Genomic DNA, 20,838 nt, shown 5'->3' on the forward strand with positions numbered 1-20,838 from the left:
AGACGCGATAATCATTTCTTCAGAAGATGGCTCAAAGCATCGAAATGTGGTGACGTGATTGTATTCGTAATGAACCGACCGCATGTATGTTTGACGTGCAGCTCCTAATAACAAAGCGATGCGGAGGTCAAGCAAGATGAAGAGAAGGACTTTTGTTCAGATTGGCACGGTTTTGGTACTCAGCGCGATGCTATCGGCATGCGGTGGTAATAACGGTGGGAACGCCGTGAATGAAGCGACTAGCGGCACCGATACGAAAGTAAATGAAGCAGCAGGCACCAACGAACCTGCGACAAGCGAAACAACGGAGCCTGAGAGCGAGGAGCCGACGGAGATTACGATCATGCTTCCGCTAAACGTTGCGCAAACGCCGCCTGACACCATTAAGAACGAAATCGAGAAGCTGACGAGCACGAAGCTGACGTATCAATTTTTTCCGGCTGACACCTATGAAGATAAGCTGAACGCAACCATGGCTACCGGTGCGCTTCCTCAAGTCACGTATTTGAAAAATCAAGCTACCTTTATGCAGATGAAAGGGGCGATTCGCGACGGTCAGTTTTGGGAGATCGGACCCTTGCTTAACGAATTCCCGAATTTGAGCAAGCTGAAGCCTTTGATTCTGAACAATACGAAGGTCGACGGCAAGCTGTTCTCGCTTTATATCGGCAGACCGCTTGCCCGCCAAGGCCTTATTTACCGCAAGGATTGGGCGGATAAGCTTCAATTGAAAACGCCCGAGACCGTCGACGACGTCATTGCGATGGCTAAAGCGTTCACCGAGAAAGACCCGGACGGTGACGGGAAACCGAACACGATCGGACTCGCGGATCGGAACGATCTGATCTACGGCGCTTTCAAGACGGTCGCCTCTTGGTTCGCTACGCCGAATAATTGGGGCGAGAAGGACGGGAAGCTGCAGCCTGAATTCATGTTTCCGCAATATGCGGCGGCCATGGATTTCATGAAAACCATCCGCGATGCCGGTGCCATGAACAAGGACTTCGCGGCAACCAGCAAGACGGACCAAGTCAGCCTATTCACGAGCGGCAAGGCAGGGATGTACATCGGCGCGATGTCGGACGTTGACACGCTGAACAAAGATTTAATCAAGAACGCTCCATCGGCTGTCATCGATACGCTGGCACTGATCAAAGGGCCGAACGGCGAGCTCGCCACATGGGCAATTCCGGGATATAACAACGTGGTCCTGTTCCCGAAATCCGCTATTAAAGACGAGGAAGAATTGAAGAAAGTGCTGGCCTTCTACGACAAATTGATGACGCCTGAAGTCGCCAACATGCTGTTCTGGGGAATCGAAGGCAAGCACTATACCGTCGAAGACGGCAAAGCGAAGGTGACGGAGGATTCGGATCTGATCGAGCGGGAAGTGAAGGGCTTCAAGGACAGTCTCATCGGCGAGTCGGAAACAAACGGCACATACGAGGGCTTTTACGCGCTCCCGGGCAGAATCCATGCGGAACAATTCACGAAGGAAAACGAGAAAATCGCCATCTTGGATCCGGCTGCAGCGCTTGACTCCCAAACCTATACCGAGCAAGGCGTGGAGCTCCAGACCCTGATTACGGATGCGACTTACCAGTATATTTACGGAAAAATCGATAAGGGCGGCTTCGACAAAGCGATCGAGGAATGGAAGAAACGCGGCGGAGACCAAATTATCGAGGAATATAACGCAGTCTATCAAAAATAAGCCGGGATCAGCCGGAAAAGTAGTCAGCTAGCTGAAGAGGCTGTCGGATCGCTAATGACAGCCTCTTCGATCCATGCAGGTGGAAGGGAGAAGCACGATGCGGGAATTGACCGTTCGTCCGGTGCCAGTGCGGACGCCAAATGCCGGAAGCGAGCTCGGAAGGCGGCTGCGTCGCAATATATGGCTGTATGTCATGATAGTGCCGGGGTTGTTCTATTTCTTGATTTTCAAGTATGCGCCGATGTTCGGTCTTATCATTGCGTTTCAGAACTTTAAACCGTTTAAAGGGATAGCGGGAAGCGAATGGGTCGGATTCGAGCATTTCAACCGTTTATTCACCGAACCAGACTTTCTGAACATTTTGACCAACACGCTTATTTTGTTCGGACTCAATCTCTTGTTCTACTTTCCGGTCCCGATCCTGCTGGCTTTAATGCTCAATGAAGTACGGAGCAGCGGCTTTAAGAGGCTGTTCCAATCGCTCATCTATCTGCCGCACTTTATGTCATGGGTCATTATTGTATCCATCAGCTATGTCATGCTGACAATGGACGGCGGCATCGTGAATGCAGTCTTTGGCGCGCTCGGGTTGGAGAAGGTGAATTTCCTGCTAAGCTCCGAATGGTTTCGTCCGACTTACATCATTCAGGTGATCTGGCGCGAGGCGGGCTGGGGAACGATCATTTATTTGGCTGCCATAGCGGCGATCGACCCGCAGCAGTACGAAGCCGCAAGAATGGACGGTGCCGGCCGGATTCGCCAAATCTGGCATATTACGCTCCCGGCTGTCCGCAGCGTCATCATTGTCTTATTCATCCTGAAGGTGGGGGACGTGCTGGAGCTTGGATTTGAACATGTGTATTTGCTGCTCAATTCCATGAATCGCGAAGTGGCGGAAATCATTGATACCTATGTATATACGGCAGGATTGAAGCAAGGGAAATTCAGTTATAGCACAGCGGTCGGACTGTTTAAATCGATCGTCGGGCTGATCATGGTCATCGGCGCGAACAAGCTTTCCAAGCGCTTCGGTGAAGATGGCATCTACTAAGAACAACCGGGAGGAATCCGCATGATCCAGGATCGAACGTTCGGAAGCCGGCTGTTCGGCAGCGTCAATTTCATCCTGCTTATGATAATATCGCTCGCCACCGTTCTTCCGTTCCTCCATGTCGTGGCGGGCTCGTTAACGACCAGTGCGGAGATGGCGGCCAAAAAATTCATCATTTTCCCAAGCGACATCAGCTTCGAAGCCTATCGCTTCGTCTTCTCGACGGGCACGATTTTCCGGTCGATCATGGTTTCCATGTTGGTCACGCTGTTCGGCACTGCTTTTAGCATGTTCGTTACTTCCTTAATGGCGTATGGCTTGTCTCGCAAGGATTTGGACGGCCGCAGGGCGATCATGTTTCTGGTCGTCTTCACCATGCTGTTTCAAGGCGGGCTGATCCCGACATTTCTTGTTGTAAAGGAGCTGCATTTGATCGATACGTATGCCGCTCTCGTCCTGCCGCTGACCGTCAGCGCGTTTAATATGATCATCCTCCGCAATTTCTTCCAGAACATCCCGGAGGGATTAGAGGAATCGGCCAAAATGGACGGCTGTAGCGATTTCGGCATTTTGTTCAGGATCGTGCTTCCGCTGTCGATGCCAGCCATCGCGACCATTTCGCTTTTTTATGCAGTGACCTACTGGAATACCTACCTCAATGCGATTCTGTATTTGAATGACAGCAGCATGTGGCCTATCCAAGTTCTGCTTCGCCAGATTGTCGTATTGGCGAGCGGCCTGGATTTCAGCTCGAGTCTTGACGGTGCCGTTCCTCCCCCGGACCAGGCTGTCAAAATGGCCGTTATCGTGGTGGCTACGCTGCCGATTCTGGCCGTATATCCGTTCCTGCAGAAGCACTTTGCCAAAGGTGCGCTTCTCGGTTCTATGAAGGGCTGAGTGCAGAGAAGGATCACACTACAAGCAAACGGAGGAGCTGCGATGAAAATGGAGGTAAGCACAAGGACGCCGATCGAATGGGCGCGCTACGCCTGCGATTCGATTATGGACTTCTATACGCCAGAGGAGCTGCCACCCGCACGCAGGTGGCACTATCATCAAGGGGTGTTCCTATGCGGGATGGAGATGCTCGCGGAACGAGTGAACGAGCCGGCATACGAGGCGTATATCCAAGGCTACGTTGACGGATTGGTAGACGATTACGGGAATTTGTACGCTGCGCGTGACGAATTGGATGCCATTCAGGCTGGCTTGCTGCTGTTTCGGCTGCACGAACGGACAGGCAAGCCTAAGTATCGGATGGCGGCTGACCGGTTAAGAGGCTTGTTTGATACGTTCAACAAGACGAAGGAGGGCGGCTTCTGGCATAAGGATAAATATCCTTATCAGATGTGGCTCGACGGATTGTATATGGGAGGCGTATTTGCGTTGAAGTACGCCGGCACGTACCGAGATGACAGGCTGAAAGAGATGTCGCTGCTGCAGGAGCGGCTCATGCGCAGAGCGATGAAAGACGAACGCACCGGGCTTCTCTACCATGCTTGGGATGAAAGCCGAGAGATGCCGTGGGCGGATAAGCAGACTGGCTGTTCGCCTGAGTTTTGGGGAAGATCGCTCGGCTGGTATGGACTGGCCTTGGCTGAATTTATATCCAACCTGCAGAAAGATGAGGAAGCGCACGAACAGCTGGCGGAAGTTCAGCGGGATTTCCTTCACTCAATAATCGCTTGTCAGGATAAGTCGAGCGGCTTGTGGTATCAGGTGGTGGATAAAGGCCATAACGACGATAATTGGCTTGAAACCTCATGTACGAGCTTATTCGTGTACGCCATTGCAAAGGCCATTAAGCATGGCGTCATAGGTGACGAGTACTTGGATGCAGCGATGAGTGGGTATCATGGGCTAATCGGCCGCATGGAGCAGGACGAACAAGGCAGGCTTGTCATGCCCGATATCTGCATCGGGACATCTGCCGGCGATTACGAGAACTATGTGACTCGCCCTACAAGCAGAAATGACCTGCACGGAGTCGGTGCTTTCGTTATGGCATGTACCGCGATGAGCGATTTATTGGACAGCAACCGATGAAGGAGCGGATGTAGATCATGTCGATCTTCGATATAACCCGGTTTGGCGCGATCGGTGACGGAATCTATGATAATAGCGAAGCCATTTCCGCAGCGGTTGAGGCTTGCTCGGATCTAGGAGGAACGGTTTATATACCCGCGGGCCGATATTTGACCGGAAGAATCGTGCTGAAGAGCCGGATGACGTTGGAGCTCGCGGCAGGCGCTTTGCTGTTATTTCGGCCGGAGTTCGACTGCTATCCGCCTGTTCCGACGAGGTGGTCGGGTTATGAGTGCTTCGCGTTTTCGCCGCTGCTGTACGGAAGAGGCTTGAAGCAGATCACGATCAAGGGACAGGGAGTCATCGACGGACAAGGGGATTCTTGGTGGCAGGCGAATCGCGTACTGCGGCAGGGCGGGCAAATCACGAGCGTCGTCACGCAGAAGCTGGCGGTACTTAATGAGTCGCTGCTCCGTTCGTACACGAGTAATATCGTCGAGTGGGAGTCCCAGTTTCTCCGTCCGCCTCTGCTGCAATTCATAGATTGCGAGGATGTCCGAATTGAAGGGGTTACGCTGCAGAACTCTCCTTTTTGGAACGTACATGTGGTCTATTGCAGCAACGTATCGGTGCATGGGGTTACGATCCGCAATCCGCATGACGCCCCAAACGGCGATGGCTTGGATATCGATTCCTGTTCCTATGTACGGATTTCAGATTGTCATTTCGACGTCGGGGATGACTGCCTATGCATCAAATCGGGGATTGATGAAGACGGGAGAAGGGTCGCCAGGCCATCGGAAAATATTACGGTGGCCAATTGCACGATGAAACGAGGTCATGGCGGCATTGTGATGGGCAGCGAAATGGCAGGCGGCATTCGTAACGTGGTCATAACCGGCTGTATATTTATCGGCACGGACCGCGGAATCCGAATGAAGACGAACCGCGCCAGGGGCGGATATATTAGAAACATATTGGTCAGCAACCTCTATATGGAGGATGTTCTGTGTCCGTTAACGATCAATGCCTTCTACCGCCACGGTGTCGACAAGTCCGACCTGTTGATCGGCAGTGCCGAGGCCAGGCCTGTAACGGAAGCCACGCCTGTCATCGAACATATCCGGATAAGCGGCGTAACGGCCAAGCGCTGCCGTGCTTCGGCCGGTTTCCTGCATGGCCTGCCGGAAATGCCAATCCGCGATGTGCAGCTCAATCAGGTACATATCGAAATGACTGCGGATCTCAGTGAAGTCGGGGATGAGCCCGATATGGTATTCAATGCATTCGTCGCGGCAGGCGAAGGGATGCTGTGCAAGCATGTCAGGGAGCTGGAACTGAATGGCGTGCGGATCGAAACAAGACAAGGTCCAGCGCTGAGAATAGAAGACAGCTGCGATATTGAAGTGAAGGATTTTAAGATGAAACGGGTACATCCGGACACGCCTGATATCGTGGTTGTACGTTCGGCTAATGTAACCCGAACGCCGGAAATCTGCCACTAACAGCGAATAATGGAACTGCAAGATCCTGATTGGATGTTACAGTTCCTTTTTTCGTTGTGATGGTCGAACTACTATCGTGTCGGTTACATTATTCAACATCATCCCGAAGGTTTATTAGCGTGGGTCCTAGGAGATGATGGTATCAAACGAACGTAAGGATAGGTGTGATTCAACATGGAAGTTCTGTTATATTTGGTGCTGATTATATTGTCAACGAAAGTCGCTGGCGATTTGTCGGTTCGGATCGGACAACCTGCCGTGCTTGGCAAGCTGATTGCGGGTATTGTTTTGGGACCCGCTATCCTCGGATGGATCCATCCCGATGCGTTTATTTCGCATTTTTCGGAAATCGGCGTTCTGTTACTCATGTTTATCGCGGGATTAGAAACGGATTTGGACAAATTGCGGGAAAATTGGAAGGCGTCGTTCGCTGTGGCGGTTGGCGGGATCATACTTCCTTTTATCGGTGGATATGCCTTATCTATTGCTCTCGGACTTTCGAATACGCAGTCGCTATTCATTGGATTACTGCTCTGTGCTACCTCGGTTAGCATATCGGTCCAAACGTTAAAAGAGATGAACCGATTAGACTCCAGAGAGGGCACTACTATTCTGGGAGCTGCCGTTGTGGATGATGTCATTGTAGTCGTTCTGCTTGCTGTCATGATGAGCGTTCTTGGCCCGGCAGGGGATGTATCCATCGCCGTTCTCATCCTTAAGAAGGTATTATTTTTAATCGCGATCATCGTTGCAGGATGGTTTCTAGTTCCCTTTGTCATGAAAATCCTCGCCCCTCTTCACATTAGTGAAGCTGTCATGAGCGCGGCTCTCATTATTTGTTTTGCATTTTCTTATTTTGCAGAAACGATGGGCGTTGCGGGGATTATTGGCGCATTCGCAGGTGGAATCGCCGTTTCGCAGACCGCATACAAGCACGATGTCGAAACCAAAGTCGAGCCGATCGCTTATACACTCTTTGTCCCCGTTTTTTTTGTCAGCATTGGGTTAAACATTACCTTCACAGGCTTAGGTAATCACATTTGGTTTATCCTGCTCATGACGGTTATTGCGGTTGCTACGAAAATGCTGGGCGGAGGGATTGGAGCGAGACTAACCGGCTTTGATCAAACTTCATCGCTAGCCATCGGTTCCGGTATGGTCTCTAGAGGCGAGGTGGCTTTAATTATAGGGGTGGCTGGTTTAGAATCAGGGCTATTGTTAGAGAAGTATTTTACTTCGATCGTTATGGTGATCATCTTGACCACGTTGATAACGCCGCCAATGTTGAAGCTCTTCTTTTCGAAAATCAACGATCGACTTACCTAACAAGTCCTGGAATATGATTACCGAGAAAGGTGGGATGCCATGTCTTACGACTGGATTTGGAAAGCCATACTCATTATTGTCATGGGCTCGCTTCTTCTTCGATTTACAGGTCGAACGTCAATAGGGAAACTAACGGTAGTCGACGTGCTGCTAATGCTGATTCTTGGTCCGTTATTTATTCGACCAGTTGAGAACGAGAATATATGGAGGACCTTGGGCACTGCGGTCATTCTTATCTTGACTGTACGAATGAGTAGAGCTTTGATCACACGGTATGCTCCTTTTCGCACTTTATGGCTCGGCAAATCAATGCCAATTATTGTGAACGGGAAGTTAGATCAAGGCGCAATGGAATCGCTCAGACTTACTAACGAAGGGCTTGATGCGCAGCTGCGTACCTCTGGGGTCTACGATCGCGAGGATGTTGATTATGCCACGATGGAGGCCGGAGGTCAGCTGACCGTGAAGCTAAAGCCGCATAAAGCTCCAGCGACGAAGCAGGATATTGAACAGCTGAAGCAGCTCATTGAGTCTCGGCTTTAGCGCTTTAGCAATGAGACAGGATTCAAAAAGCCGAAGTCCTAAATGAGGGCTTCGGCTTTTCAGTTTTGCGGAGAACCTGTTTCAAAAATTTCTTTCAGCTAACTTCTATCGCTTTCTTTTTAATGTATAGGAGTGTTTGCTATTGATCAGTTTCTTCAAATTAGACCGGAAAAACACATCGCGCAGTTCTTTCGGTCTCAGCGGAATTAAAGGACTAAAATACGGCACGGTTATGCTCTTCAGCATCACAATATGGATGAACATGACCGTGGTAATCACAATGACACCTCGTAACCCGGTCAGATAGGCAGTAAATAAATAAATGTAATTTAAGGTGAGTATGGTTGGGGCTAAGCCGCGAGTTGTAAAGAAGATGATTATGACATAGGAGAAAGCAAGAACACACAAGCAAAAAGGGCTGAAAAGCTTGATTTTCACCATGTTTTCACTTAATAACACGGTAGATATGAAGGCAAAGAAAGTAATCAGATTCGTATTCACTTTATACATGCCATCAATCAGAATTTTAATAATAACTAATAGAAAGAGCGCTCCAGCAAACGTCGGCATTAACATGTCAACGGGATAAAGCAGCTTGTGTACTTTTTTTGACAGCAAGTCGCTGCGTTCTAACAATAGCATGAACGCAGTCGCATGAGTCGCTACAAAGAACGTAATGAACTTAATGATTCTGTTAAAATACCGCCCGTATTTACCGTAGTACTCCTCTGGCGATTGGAAGAAATTCAGAAATAATGTAGGGCATATAATCGCATGCGGGGTATTATCTACAAACACAACGACTTTACCTTCTAAAATGGAACTTGCAGCGATGTCCGGTGCTTCGGTGACCGACGTCAAAGGGAATATGGTCCAATTATTCTTCGCAAGGACTTCCTCCACAATGGCAGACTGCAAGATATACTTCACATCTAATTCGTTCAACCGCTTTCTTACTTCATGAAGAATACCGGCATCCACAATATTTCTCATATACACGATCGAGATCGATGTTGGCGTTAAGGTGCCTTTTTGCATGGTTTCAACCGTTAAGTTTGGTGTCTTCATAAGGCCGCGCAGGATGCTTATATTTGAATTTGCCTTCTCTGTAAAGCCTACCATTAATCCTAAAGGATTGCGTTCCGTTAAGGCTTCGCCAACGGGACGTTCTTTCCACAATGTCACATCTACACTAAGCATCGTGCCGGTTTGTTGATAAAGAATAACAGCTTTGCCTTGTACGATCGCTTGGGCGGCTTGTTCCGGACTGCTGATCTCCATTAAATCAGCTGTATTAAGTTGTGCATCAATATGGTGTACAAGCGGTGTAATTACATGTTTCTCCAGTCTGTCTGCATAAACCAGTCCATCTATATAGAAAACGGTTACCTGTACTTCACCGCTTTCTTCAATATTACGGATTCGAAAATCGGAACTATGGCCCAATGCTTTAGTGATTGCCGTCATATTGCTATGCACCAGAAATACCCCACTTCAAACTGAATCGGTTACATTTCCATATTTTGAGCATAGTTATCCCGTTATATGCAAGAAGCCTCCAATCCTCTAGCATCTTGACATGACGACCGGGCAAAGGTTGCGGCAGCCGGCTATAGGGGGCTACCGTTTTTCATGCCGACGACATGCGGGATAATGGAACGGCATGTCTGGCCAAGGCCGGCAATGAAGCCGAAGGCAGGGCCGTGGGTATGGCTGGCCAGCGGTCCGGCAAAATAGAGTCCGGGTATGCTGCTTTCAAAGTGCTCGCTTAAGAGGGGGAAACCATCGAAAGGCTTAGGTTCCCGGAGGATGTCTCCGGAAAGCTCGGGCGCCAGGAAAGGCACGCTATCCAAATGGATACGGTAGCCGGTTGCGCTGATCACATGGTATACCACGCGGGTCTCGCCATTCGAGAGCGCGAGCTGTACTTTGCCGTCGTCCCGGGCATCCGCGCGGACGATTTCAACGCCGCCCGTCGCTTTCACTTTGCCTTCCACGTAAGGCTTCAGAAATAGGGCGACGCTGCCGCGCCTCGGCGTATTCCAGCGCTCCTGCTTCTCTTCTGGAGGCTGGCGGTAAAACTGCTCGGCTGATTCGATCAGACGAAGTCCGGAAGCGGCATTGTCCTCCCCGGAGAAGCGAACCTCTTCTCCGCGAAACAGCAGCTCCGCGTCGGAGCCGGCCAAATGAAGCAGCGCCGCCGCTTCCCAGGCGCTCTGGCCGCTTCCGACGACGGCAACCGAGAGGCCGCGGAAACGATCGAATGAGGTTTGGCCGAATGTATGCGTCAGCAGCGACGGAGGCAGCGAACGCAGCACTTTCGGGACGTAGCTGAAATGCTGCAGCCCGGTGGCGACGACGATGCGAGCGGCTGATAGGTGAGAGCCCGTCCGGGTGACGATGTCAAAAGCATGCGGAGAACGCTTGATTTCGGCTGCCAGGTCAGACGTAAATGAAATGCCGGTTTGACGGGCGAACCAGAAGGCGTAGTCGACGAATGCGGGGCGCGGAAACGGCGAAATAAGAGGCGTGCCGGTTTCTTCGCAGAATCGCTCAATCGTCCAGCTGTCATTGCTATCCGAGAGGCTGATGTAAAGCGGATTGGTGCGGATGAACATCGTTTGCGGCATCTGCTCCTTCCAGAAATGCATCGGCTGTCCGAGCAGCGCATAGGAGAGCCCGGCGGCCTTGGCATGCGCAGCCAGCGATATACCGTAAGGGCCAGCTCCGATAATGGCGAGATCGACCATGGGAAACCCCTCCTTCAGATTAATAAAATACGTTGTGAGAGCGGCGCTGCGTGTTGACAGCCTAGAGGTTTGATGCTAAATTCAATATTACCAGTAGGAATAGTAGGAATATGTATATCCACCGGAAAACCGGAGAATGCGCTATGTGCATCTCTGGTTTTTTTTATTTCAAGAGGAGGGAATAGGTTGAACGACATTATCAAGCATTTGCAGGCGCATCGCTCGATTCGCAAATTTAAGCCGGATCCGGTGACGGAGGAGCAGTTGGCCTCGATACTGGCTTCCGCGCAAGCGGCATCCACGTCATCCAATATCCAAGCGTACAGCGTTGTCGGCGTGCGCAATAAGGAGACGAAACGGCAATTCGCCGAGCTTGCGGGCGGCCAGAAACATATCGAGGAGGCGCCGCTGTTCCTTGTATGGTGCGCGGACTTGAACCGGCTGCAAACAGCGGTCCGACTGCACGAAGACGATGAAGACAAAGAGCTGACGCAGAACGTGGAAACGTTTCTGCTCGCGACGATCGACGCCACGCTTGCGGCGCAAAACGCGACGATTGCGGCGGAATCGGTCGGACTTGGCATGGTCTACATCGGCGGCATTCGCAACGACCCGAAACGGGCGGCGGAGCTGTTGAAGCTTCCTCATCTCGTTTATCCCGTATTCGGCATGTGCCTTGGCGTGCCGGACCAGGAACCCGATATTCGTCCTAGGCTCCCGGTGGCCGCGATTTACCATGAAGAAATTTACGACGATGAGGTGTTCGCAACCAGCATCAAAGACTATGACGAGACAACGAAGTCTTATTATGCCTCCCGTGCCGGCGGGAGCAAGGATACGTATTGGTCCAAAGAGATGGCATCGCGCTTCCGCAAAGACCGGCTGCGCCATCATTTGCAGGGTTTTATAGAAGGTCAAGGCTACCGCTTCAAGTAAGCGAAGCTTTTGCCGCTAAGACAAGGACAGCGCCCATACGCAATGGGCGCTGTTTGTCGTCAGCTTGCGGTTTCGCTCAGATCCGCCTGAAGCCGCTCGGCAAGTTTGCGGTGGAATACAGGAAGCAGCTTCGTCCCGGAAATCGTCGCTTCTTCAAGGTTCGGATAGCCCGAGAAGATGAAGGAAGTGATGCCGATATCCACGTATTCGAGCAGCCTGTCGGTGACTTGCTCGGGCGTGCCGACAAATGCCATGGCGCCGCCCCCCCGAATGGCGGACAAGCCCGCCCAGAAGTTCGGCCCAATGACATAATCGTTGGCTTTAGCGAGTGCGCGGACTTGGTTCTGACGCTGCTGGCCTTCCGATTGCGAGCCGCCAAACTGAATTTCGTTCGCGTCGAGGGTCGCGTTGTCGACCTTGCTGATGATCAGCTTCGCCGCTGCCCATGCCTCCTCTTCGGTATCACGGATGACGACCTGTGCCCGAAGGCCGTACCGGATCGTACGGTTGATCCCTTCGCGCTCAATCAGCTGCTCGCGATGATGCTCTACTTCCGCTATCTGTTCTCTGATCCAGTCGAGAGGTTCCGCCCACATGAGATAGACGTCTGCGATTTCGGCAGCTGTCTTCTTCGCTGCCGGCGAGCTTCCGCCGAAGTAGAAGGGCGGGTGCGGACGCTGCACCGGCGGCGGATAGCTCTTGCCGCCCTCGATGGAGAAGTGTTTGCCATTGAAATCAAACGTTGATGCGGCGCCTTCCGGATTACCTGCCGCAAGGCTGCCGCTGGCAAGGAACTGGCGTCCCTCCGCGCCGTGCGAGCGAACCCACAGCTCGCGAACGATCTTGACATATTCCAGCGTCCGTTCATAACGCGCTTCCTTGTCGTCTGCCAGCGGGTCGCCCATTGCCCTCATGTCCTCCGGCGAACTGCCGGTTACAATGTTGATGAGCGCACGGCCGCCGCTCACCTCATCAAGCGTCGCGCCGATGCGTGCAGCCAGCGCCGGTGCGATTAATCCGGGGCGCATCGCAACAAGCGGTTTGAAGACGCGCGTATGGGCCGCGAGTGTCGCGCCCATAATCCAGGCGTCGCTGCAGGTGCCGCCGGTCGGGATGAGGGCGAACGTATAGCCGGCGTTTTCTACCGCCTGAGCGACGCGAATCATATATGGCGTATCGACGACGCGTTCCGATTTGACGCCAATGTAAGGGCCGTCGCCCCTTGTCGGCATATACCAGCCGAATTCAACTTCAGGTGCATGGTTGACTGCCATCCGCTGAAACCTCCGTTCTTATTTGAGTTTGAATAGGTTACTTCGCTGCCTTGCTCAGCGCTGCCCAAATCTGCTTATGCGCGTTATCAGGACGGGCAAGGCCGAGATTTTCGCGAAGCGTGGCGCCTTCGTACGCGGTGCGGAACAACCCGCGGTTCTGCAGCTCCGGCACTACCTTGTCGACGAACGTTTCGAAGCCGGAAGGGAAGAGGGGAGGCAGGATGTTGAAGCCGTCGGCCCCGCCTTCCGCTAGCCATTTCTCGATAAAATCGGCGACCTGGATGACCGAACCGGTGAACGAAACATGGCCATGCCCGGCATAACTGCGGCTCAGGAACTGCCTTATGGTCATATTGTCGCGGCGAGCGGCGTCAATGACAACTTCGTGGCGGCTCGTAATACCGTTGTTCGAGAAACCATATGGCTTCGATTTATCGACCGGAACCGGTGCGTCAAGCGGATACTCGGACAGGTCGACTGTGAAATAATTAGACAACCGCTTCAGTGATTTGGCGGAGTCGACCAAGTTGAACAGCTCGTCTTCAAGGTCTCGGGCCTCGGCTTCCGTATCGGCTACGATTGGGCTGAGCCCCGGCATAATGAGCAGCTGGTCCGGCGTTCTCCCGTACTTGGCCAGCCGGGATTTGACGTCCGTATAGAACTCCTGCGCGGCTCCAAGCGTCTGTTGGGCTGTGAAAATGACTTCCCCCGTACGGGCGGCCAGCTCCTTGCCGCTTTCGGACGATCCGGCCTGGACAAGAACGGGATAGCCCTGCGGCGGACGGGGAATGTTCAGAGGTCCTTTGACGTTGAAATATTTGCCTTTGAAATTAATATCATGCACTTTATCTTGGTGAAGCGTCACATCGCTTGCCCGGTCGTAGACGAGCGCGTCCTCTTCCCAGCTGTCCCACAGCTGCTTCGTCACTTCGACGAATTCCGTGCCGATATCGTAGCGCGTCTCCGGCTCGGGATGACCGGGCTTGCCGAAATTATCGGCATCCGACTGCGAATGGCCGGTAACGATATTCCATGCCGCGCGTCCCTTGCTGATATGGTCAAGCGAAGCGAATTTGCGGGCGACATGATAGGGATCGTTATAGGTCGTGCTGACAGTGGCGATAAATCCGACATGCTTGGTCAGCGCCGCAAGCGCCGACAACAGAGTGAACGGCTCCAGTCTTCTGCCGAGGCCGGAGTAGTTGTCCGCCGTGAATAAGGAATCGAATAGTCCGCGCTCGGCAATATTCGCCAGACCGGCATAATAATCCAAACCCAGATCTGCATTAGGATCGCTGGATGGATGCTTCCAAGCTCCGGCATGATGGCCGGCTCCACGAATAAATACGTTAAAATGCGCTTGCTTCTTTGACTTTTCCTTGTTTGCTCCCATACCTCTCACCTCGGTTAGTAGGGCCCATCGCATCGAAACGGACAAAAAAAACCGGACCCACGCAGAATAGCCATGGATCCGGTTGACCGGTCTCTAACGCTGGGTAATCCCATCGTTTTACTCGAAATATTATAGGATCATTTGCCAATCGTCAATGTCTATTTTTCAAAAAAAGTTCAGCCGATGAGGTTGACAATATCTAGGAGGCGTTGTTATAGTAAGACCCAAGTTGAACCAAAGCATACAAATTTCATCGGATTTATTGGTTATAGCGATTTGGACCAAATAATCGACCGTACACTCGGAGATGTCTGATCAGGTTTCTTTATGAAACCGACCGGATATCTCCTTTTTTCATTTGGATACGGGCAAGAGGATAGGGGGATATCAATGGCGGGCTTGCAGATCAATCATCTTTACAAACGTTACGGTAAAGATAAACATCCGGTCGTAAAGGACTTCCACATGACGATCCGGGATAAGGAATTTATCGTATTCGTCGGTCCGTCCGGCTGCGGGAAGTCAACGACGCTGCGCATGATTGCCGGTCTGGAAGACATTTCGGAGGGCGAGATCATCATCGACGGTCAGGTGGTCAACCACCTGCCGCCGAAAGATCGCGACATCTCGATGGTGTTCCAGAATTACGCGCTGTATCCAAACTTAAGCGTATTTGAAAATATCGCGTTCGGCCTTCGGATGCGAAAGCTGCCCAAGCACGAAATCGATCTCGCGGTGAAGAAGGCTTCCCGCATTCTGGAGATCGAGCCGTATCTGAACCGCAAACCGCGGCAGCTGTCAGGGGGACAGCGCCAGCGCGTCGCCCTCGGCCGGGCGATTGTCCGCAACCCCAAGTTATTTCTTATGGATGAGCCTCTATCCAATCTGGATGCCAAGCTGCGGGTTTCCATGAGGATGGAAATCATTAAGCTCCATAAGGAGCTGGGCAGTACGTTCATCTACGTGACCCATGACCAGGTGGAGGCAATGACGATGGCCGACAGGGTCGTCGTCATGCGCGACGGCATCATCCACCAGATCGACACGCCCGAGCACATTTATTCGTATCCGGCCAATACGTTCGTCGCCGGATTCATCGGATCGCCCCAAATCAATTTCATTCGGGGCAAAATCGAAGAGAATGCGCTTGGTGTGCTCGAATTCCATACCTCGCGGTTCAAGCTCCCGATTCACGGCGACAACGCGGCCGCGCTCCGGAAGCATAAGCAAATCGACAAGCAAGTCATTCTCGGCATTAGGCCCGAAAACATCAGCCTCGAAGCGCTGTTCTCGGAGGCCGTTATCACGGGCTCCTATCAATTCGCCGAGCTGATGGGCGCTGACCGCTATCTCTACCTTGATATCGGCCAAGACAATTTGCTCATCGCGCGCGTCAGTCCGTCAGTACATTTCGAATCGAACGAAACGGTTAGATTAGGGCTCGATACGTTGAAGATGCTGTTCTTTCACCAGGAAACCGGCGAGCGGTTTTCGTCCTAAACCACGCCGGAAGGAGAGAGCGTTTTGAAAATACGTTTATGGAGGAAGGCGAGTGGAGCCGTGCTGGCGGCCGGCTTGCTGGTATTCTCCGCGCAGGCTGCGCTGCAGCATTACAGCAGTCCGAACGGCCAGCATACGGCTGCGGCGGCAGCTAATGCGGACGATGTCTTGAATACGCCGCCGCCTGCCGGCCCCGGAGAGGGAGAGCTCAGCTATGCCCAGGCTTTGAGCTTGTGGAACAGCAAAGGAATCCAAAGCGCAAAGACCGTCGTCACGGTTGACGCGGGGAGTCCGCAGGCGGTTTCGAATGCCGGAAAACTCTCGACCGGCGAATACGGCGGCAAGGCCGGGGTACTGCGCTGGGATTCTCCGGACAAAGAATGGGCTGAATTCAAGGCGGTCGTCCCGGAGGCGGGGCTGTACGAGATCCGCCTTTCCTACAAGCCGATTACCGGTGACGGCAGAACGGCTCCGATCCTGTGGGAAGTGAATATCGACGGCAAACGGCCGTTCGCGGAAGCGTCATCCGTTGCGCTATACCGCACCTGGCAGGATGTCCGGCCGATCTTGAAAAACGGAGACGGCGATCAAATCCGTCCGAGATCGAAGGACATTTCCGATTGGAGCACCAAGCCTCTGGTCGATTCGGCAGGCGCTTTCGCCGGACCGCTGCAATGGTATTTTCCGAAGGGAACCCATACGATCCGGTTCTCGGGCTACGAGCCGCTTGCGCTGGAACGCATCGAGCTGGCGCCAAGCGAAACGCCGCGCAGTTATGCGGAAATTTCCGCCGGCTATCCAGGGGGCGACGCTAAAGGCGCGGGGCCGATTACGATTCAAGCCGAGGATTTTGACTATAAGAACGATACGGCCATCAAACTATTCTCGGACCGCAATCCGCGCACCGTCCCCAGGGCCAAAGGCCGGATCACATACAATACGGTCGGCGGGGCAAGGTGGGTCGACCAGAACCAGGAAATCACGTGGGATTTCGAGGTGGCCGAGAGCGGACGGTACAAATTCGCGTTCCGCACGCTGCAGAACGTCGTCTCGCAGAAAACGTCGTTTCGGACCGTTCGCATCGACGGCAAAGTTCCGTTCCGGGAGTTCCAAGCCTTCGCCTTTCCCTATTCGCCGAGCTGGCAGGGACAAGTGCTCGAAAACGCTGCAGGCAGCCCCTATGAAGTTTTCCTTGATAAAGGGAAGCATACGATTTCGCTGGCCGTCACTCATGCCCCCGTCGAACCGATCATTGCCGAAGTCAAATCGGTGACGCAAGAGCTCGATGAGGTCGATTGGGAATTGCGGGCATTGACGGGAGCGGTCGTGGACCGCAATCGGACCTGGATCATGGAACGGGATTATCCGGAAATGCCGGATAATCTTCAGCAAATCGCGAATCGGTTGGAGCTGCTGTCGCAAACGAGCGTTCGAATCAACGGAAACAAAGATTCCGTAAGCCAGGGGATGGCCACGGCGGCCAAGGATATCCGTTCGCTGCTCAAGAAGCCGGAGGAGATTCCGTATAACGTCGAGGAAATCGCGTCGATCCGGGAGAAGCTGAACCTGTTCATCGAGACGCTGCTGAAGCAGACGCTCCAGCTCGACGAAATCTACGTAGCCCCGATCGGGGCCGACTTTCCCGATATGAAGGCGTCTCTATGGAGCAGGGTGTGGGGCGGCATCCAAAATTTCAGCTACTCATTCGACAGCAGGGACAGCATTACGAAGCTCGACGAGAAGAAGCTGAATATCTGGGTCCAGCGCGGGCGCGACTACGTCGACCAGCTGCAGCAGCTTGCCGACGAATCGTTCACGCCGGAGACCGGCATCGAGGTGAAGGTCAATTTGCTCGCGAATCCGGAGCTGCTGCTTATGTCCAATGCCGCCGACGTTCAGCCCGATCTCGCGCTCGGATTAACCCAGGATTTGCCTGTCGATCTCGCCATTCGGGGAAGTCTTGCGAACCTATCCGAATTCACGGGGTTCGACAAGCTTTACGAGCAGTTCAGTCCCGGTTCCTGGCTTCCTCTTAACTATAACGGCGGGCATTACGGCACGCCGGAAACGCAATCGTTCCAAGTGTTGTTCTACCGGGAGGATATTCTGAAGAAGCTGGGCATCGCGGTTCCGCAGACGTGGGAGGACGTCTACGATATTCTGCCGACGCTGCAGCAGAATTATATGAACTTTTATATCAATCCAACGCAATTCTCGCAATATTTCTACCAGAACGGCATCGATTTCTACGAAACGGACGGATTGAAGACCGCACTGGACAATCCGGACGCGTTCAAGGCGTTCAAGCAATGGACGGATCTGTTCAATACGTATGCGATCGAGAAGGAAGTGCCGAGCTTCTATCAGCATTTCCGCGACGGCACGATGCCGATCGGCATATCGGATTACAACATGTACGTGCAGCTGGCCGCGGCCGCGCCTGAGCTGAACGACCGCTGGAAAATAGCCGAAATACCCGGCGTTCAACAACCGGACGGCACGATCTCCCGCTGGGCGGGGGGCGGGCAGCGCACCGACGTTATTTTCAAACGGTCAACGAAGAAGGAGCAGTCATGGAAGTTTCTGCAGTGGTGGTTGTCCGCCGACGTTCAGCAGCAATACGGAGCCGACCTTGAAGCCATTAACGGCGTCGCGTTCCGTTGGAATACGTCAAACGTGCAGGCGTTCAGCCGCTTGCCTTGGAAACGGGAGGACGCCGAAGTGATCCTCGAGCAATGGCGATGGTACAAGGATATTCCGAACGTCCCCGGAGGCTACTACCTGGAGCGGGAAGCGAACAACGCCTGGAACCGGTCGGTTATCGGCAAGATGAACTATCGGGCTTCGCTGGAGCAAGCCGTACGCGACATTAACCGGGAGCTCCGCAGGAAGCAGGAGGAATTCGGCTTCATCGATGCCGACGGCAAACGGCTTAAGCCGTTCAAGCTGCCGAATGTCGACAAACCATGGGAAGGGATCGACCGCTATGTTAAGTAGATTATTATCCTATCGGACGGCGTACCGGGTAACGGCAAGCCGTGAGAGGGAGACGAACGTCATCCTGAGCAAGCTATGGTCCTACCGGACGTCGTATCTGTTCATCGCCCCATTCATGCTGATATTCGGCACCTTCATCGTCGTGCCGGTTGTCATTGCGATCGGATTGAGCTTTACCTATTACAACGCGGTCGAGCCGCCTCGTTTTATCGGATGGAGCAATTTTCAATATCTAATCTCGCAGGATCTGCTGTTTTTGAAATACGCGCTTCCGAATACGTTCAAATTCGCGATCATCGTGGGACCGGGCGGTTATATCGCGGGCTTTATCGTGGCTTGGCTCATCTCGCTCTTGGGCAAAAGCGTCCGAAAGTGGATCGCCTTGGCGGTTTACACGCCTTCGCTCACGATCGGCGTCGCGATGACGGTCATTTGGCTGCCGCTGCTTTCCGGTGACCGGATCGGCTACCTAAACAGCTTTCTGCTCGGACAGGGTTTGATCGACGTGCCGAAGCTTTGGGTGACGGACCCCGCGCTGCTCATGAATTCGATGATCGCGGTGTCGTTATGGTCGAGCATGGGCGTCGGTTTTCTGGCGATGCTGGCCGGTATTTTGAACATTGACCCCATTCTGTACGAGGCGGGGCGGATCGACGGCATCCGAAGCAGGCTGCAGGAAATCTGGTATATTACGATTCCTTCGATGAAGCCCCAGATGCTGTTCGGCGCCGTCATGGCGATCGTCACGACCTTTAAGACGGGAGCGATCGGCGTGGAATTATCGGGTAAAAACCCGACGCCGGAATACGCCGGGCATCTGATCGTCAACCATATTCAGGATTTCGGCTTTATCCGTTTCGAGATGGGCTATGCGGCGGCGATTTCGGTCTTTCTCCTGCTGCTGATGTACACATCGAATAAGCTAGCTTGGGGTTTGTTCGGAAGCAAGGAGGAGTAATCATGCTGAAATCATTCTCCATATCGAGAATCGCTCTTCATCTGGCCATGGCCGCCTTCGCGGCGTTCATGCTGATTCCAATCATTTATATCTTCAACCATGCGTTAAAGCCGTATCACGAGCTGTTCGTTTATCCGCCGAATTTCTTCGTCAAGGAGCCGACGGTTCAGAACTTCATCGAGCTGATGTGGGTCACGTCGAATTCGATCATTCCGTTATCCCGCTACTTGTTCAACAGCTTTCTAATTACGGCCGTGACCATCGTGGCGGTGACGGTCGTCAGCTCCTTATGCGCCTATGCGCTCGCCAAACACGAATTTCCGGGCAAAAGATTGGTATTTTCGTCCATCGTGCTCATGCTCATGTTCGCGCCTGAGGTCGTCCAAATTCCGCGCTACTTGGTGGTCAGCCAGCTGGGACTGATGAATACGTATCTCGGGCACGTGCTGCCGATGGTGGCGCTGCCGGTCGCCGTCTTCCTGCTCAAACAGTTTATGGACCAGATTCCGTCGGCGCTTCTGGAAGCCGCGCGAATCGACGGGTCGACGGAGTTCGGCTTGTTCCTGAAAATCGTCATCCCGGTCTGCATGCCGGCCGTCGCTACGGTCGCCATTCTGTCGTTTCAGAATTCATGGAGCAACCTGGAGACCTCGACGTTCTATATGCAGGACGACGATATGAAGACGTTCCCGTTCTTCCTGTCCACGCTGACGAACAATCTGGCGAACAATGTCGCCCGGCAGGGAGCGGCGGCAGTCGCGGCATTAATTATTCTGGTGCCGAACTTGGTGTTCTTCGTCATCCTGCAGCGGAAGGTCATCGATACGATGGCGCATTCGGGAATCAAATGAGGAGGGAGGGCGCAT

16 protein-coding genes are annotated in these 20,838 nt (G+C 53.0%); 12 read left to right on the forward strand and 4 right to left on the reverse strand.

The annotated features are described in order from the left end of the window. Positions 1 to 136: 136 nt before the first annotated feature. The 7 genes from AC50Y3_RS07225 to AC50Y3_RS07255 all read left to right on the forward strand — a co-directional run bounded on the left by AC50Y3_RS07225 (position 137) and on the right by AC50Y3_RS07255 (position 8,164). Entirely contained in the window at positions 137 to 1,714 is a 1,578-nt protein-coding gene (locus AC50Y3_RS07225; RefSeq protein ID WP_494818097.1) for an extracellular solute-binding protein, read from the forward strand. A gap of 97 nt (positions 1,715 to 1,811) precedes the next feature. Then, positions 1,812 to 2,765, forward strand: a complete 954-nt coding sequence (locus tag AC50Y3_RS07230) for an ABC transporter permease (protein WP_494818098.1) — start codon at positions 1,812 to 1,814, stop codon at positions 2,763 to 2,765. Between the two features lie 21 nt (positions 2,766 to 2,786). Next, positions 2,787 to 3,662: a carbohydrate ABC transporter permease gene (locus AC50Y3_RS07235; RefSeq protein WP_494818099.1), complete on the forward strand. Its 876-nt coding sequence runs from the start codon at positions 2,787 to 2,789 to the stop codon at positions 3,660 to 3,662. Between the two features lie 42 nt (positions 3,663 to 3,704). Then, positions 3,705 to 4,811 carry a glycoside hydrolase family 88/105 protein gene (locus tag AC50Y3_RS07240; RefSeq protein ID WP_494818100.1) on the forward strand — a complete coding sequence of 369 codons (1,107 nt, stop codon included), beginning with the start codon at positions 3,705 to 3,707 and terminating at the stop codon, positions 4,809 to 4,811. Between the two features lie 17 nt (positions 4,812 to 4,828). Next, a complete protein-coding gene (locus AC50Y3_RS07245; protein ID WP_494818101.1) occupies positions 4,829 to 6,295 on the forward strand; it encodes a glycoside hydrolase family 28 protein in 1,467 nt (488 codons plus the stop codon). A gap of 174 nt (positions 6,296 to 6,469) precedes the next feature. Beyond that, a complete protein-coding gene (locus AC50Y3_RS07250) occupies positions 6,470 to 7,621 on the forward strand; it encodes a cation:proton antiporter (protein WP_494818102.1) in 1,152 nt (383 codons plus the stop codon). A 39-nt stretch (positions 7,622 to 7,660) separates the two neighbouring features. Next, on the forward strand, positions 7,661 to 8,164 hold the full coding sequence (locus tag AC50Y3_RS07255) for a DUF421 domain-containing protein (RefSeq protein ID WP_494818103.1): 504 nt from the start codon (positions 7,661 to 7,663) through the stop codon (positions 8,162 to 8,164). A gap of 105 nt (positions 8,165 to 8,269) precedes the next feature. Here AC50Y3_RS07255 and AC50Y3_RS07260 read toward each other — a convergent pair whose 3' ends face one another. Together AC50Y3_RS07260 and AC50Y3_RS07265 are read right to left on the reverse strand one after the other, a co-directional pair. Beyond that, positions 8,270 to 9,631: a spore germination protein gene (locus tag AC50Y3_RS07260; protein ID WP_494818104.1), complete on the reverse strand. Its 1,362-nt coding sequence runs from the start codon at positions 9,629 to 9,631 to the stop codon at positions 8,270 to 8,272. A gap of 143 nt (positions 9,632 to 9,774) precedes the next feature. After that, positions 9,775 to 10,914, reverse strand: coding sequence for an NAD(P)-binding domain-containing protein (locus tag AC50Y3_RS07265; protein ID WP_494818105.1), 1,140 nt, complete (start codon positions 10,912 to 10,914; stop codon positions 9,775 to 9,777). A gap of 186 nt (positions 10,915 to 11,100) precedes the next feature. On the opposite strand from AC50Y3_RS07265, the gene nfsA reads away from it, so the two are divergent. Continuing rightward, on the forward strand, positions 11,101 to 11,850 hold the full coding sequence (nfsA, locus tag AC50Y3_RS07270; protein WP_494818106.1) for an oxygen-insensitive NADPH nitroreductase: 750 nt from the start codon (positions 11,101 to 11,103) through the stop codon (positions 11,848 to 11,850). Positions 11,851 to 11,909: 59 nt separating this feature from the next. On the opposite strand, the gene AC50Y3_RS07275 is transcribed toward nfsA, so the two are convergent. Beyond that, complete coding sequence (locus AC50Y3_RS07275) at positions 11,910 to 13,124, reverse strand: LLM class flavin-dependent oxidoreductase (protein WP_494818107.1); 1,215 nt, start codon at positions 13,122 to 13,124, stop codon at positions 11,910 to 11,912. 37 nt (positions 13,125 to 13,161) lie between these two features. Then, positions 13,162 to 14,517 (reverse strand): LLM class flavin-dependent oxidoreductase, encoded by a 1,356-nt coding sequence (locus AC50Y3_RS07280; RefSeq protein ID WP_494818108.1) that lies wholly within the window; start codon positions 14,515 to 14,517, stop codon positions 13,162 to 13,164. A 390-nt stretch (positions 14,518 to 14,907) separates the two neighbouring features. On the opposite strand from AC50Y3_RS07280, the gene AC50Y3_RS07285 reads away from it, so the two are divergent. From AC50Y3_RS07285 to AC50Y3_RS07300, 4 genes are all read left to right on the forward strand, one after another. Continuing rightward, on the forward strand, positions 14,908 to 16,017 hold the full coding sequence (locus AC50Y3_RS07285) for an ABC transporter ATP-binding protein (protein WP_494818109.1): 1,110 nt from the start codon (positions 14,908 to 14,910) through the stop codon (positions 16,015 to 16,017). A gap of 24 nt (positions 16,018 to 16,041) precedes the next feature. Next, positions 16,042 to 19,014, forward strand: a complete 2,973-nt coding sequence (locus AC50Y3_RS07290) for an extracellular solute-binding protein (protein ID WP_494818110.1) — start codon at positions 16,042 to 16,044, stop codon at positions 19,012 to 19,014. Positions 19,015 to 19,129: 115 nt separating this feature from the next. Next, positions 19,130 to 19,972 carry a carbohydrate ABC transporter permease gene (locus tag AC50Y3_RS07295; protein WP_494818605.1) on the forward strand — a complete coding sequence of 281 codons (843 nt, stop codon included), beginning with the start codon at positions 19,130 to 19,132 and terminating at the stop codon, positions 19,970 to 19,972. Positions 19,973 to 19,974: 2 nt separating this feature from the next. Then, the gene (locus AC50Y3_RS07300) at positions 19,975 to 20,823 is read left to right on the forward strand and encodes a carbohydrate ABC transporter permease (RefSeq protein WP_494818111.1); all 849 of its coding nucleotides are present in this window, start codon (positions 19,975 to 19,977) and stop codon (positions 20,821 to 20,823) included. The last annotated feature ends 15 nt before the right edge of the window (positions 20,824 to 20,838 follow it).

The organism is Paenibacillus sp. J22R98, from assembly GCF_059383835.1.

Bases quoted from the DNA above. Each gene is read 5' to 3' on its own strand.
- AC50Y3_RS07295 (WP_494818605.1), top strand. From the start codon at position 19,130: ATGCTGATATTCGGCACCTTCATCGTCGTGCCGGTTGTCATTGCGATC.
- AC50Y3_RS07235 (WP_494818099.1), top strand. From the start codon at position 2,787: ATGATCCAGGATCGAACGTTCGGAAGCCGGCTGTTCGGCAGCGTCAAT.
- AC50Y3_RS07280 (WP_494818108.1), bottom strand. From the start codon at position 14,517: ATGGGAGCAAACAAGGAAAAGTCAAAGAAGCAAGCGCATTTTAACGTA.
- AC50Y3_RS07225 (WP_494818097.1), top strand. From the start codon at position 137: ATGAAGAGAAGGACTTTTGTTCAGATTGGCACGGTTTTGGTACTCAGC.
- AC50Y3_RS07240 (WP_494818100.1), top strand. From the start codon at position 3,705: ATGAAAATGGAGGTAAGCACAAGGACGCCGATCGAATGGGCGCGCTAC.
- AC50Y3_RS07250 (WP_494818102.1), top strand. From the start codon at position 6,470: ATGGAAGTTCTGTTATATTTGGTGCTGATTATATTGTCAACGAAAGTC.
- AC50Y3_RS07260 (WP_494818104.1), bottom strand. From the start codon at position 9,631: ATGACGGCAATCACTAAAGCATTGGGCCATAGTTCCGATTTTCGAATC.
- AC50Y3_RS07255 (WP_494818103.1), top strand. From the start codon at position 7,661: ATGTCTTACGACTGGATTTGGAAAGCCATACTCATTATTGTCATGGGC.
- AC50Y3_RS07265 (WP_494818105.1), bottom strand. From the start codon at position 10,914: ATGGTCGATCTCGCCATTATCGGAGCTGGCCCTTACGGTATATCGCTG.
- AC50Y3_RS07285 (WP_494818109.1), top strand. From the start codon at position 14,908: ATGGCGGGCTTGCAGATCAATCATCTTTACAAACGTTACGGTAAAGAT.
- AC50Y3_RS07300 (WP_494818111.1), top strand. From the start codon at position 19,975: ATGCTGAAATCATTCTCCATATCGAGAATCGCTCTTCATCTGGCCATG.
- AC50Y3_RS07275 (WP_494818107.1), bottom strand. From the start codon at position 13,124: ATGGCAGTCAACCATGCACCTGAAGTTGAATTCGGCTGGTATATGCCG.
- AC50Y3_RS07245 (WP_494818101.1), top strand. From the start codon at position 4,829: ATGTCGATCTTCGATATAACCCGGTTTGGCGCGATCGGTGACGGAATC.
- AC50Y3_RS07230 (WP_494818098.1), top strand. From the start codon at position 1,812: ATGCGGGAATTGACCGTTCGTCCGGTGCCAGTGCGGACGCCAAATGCC.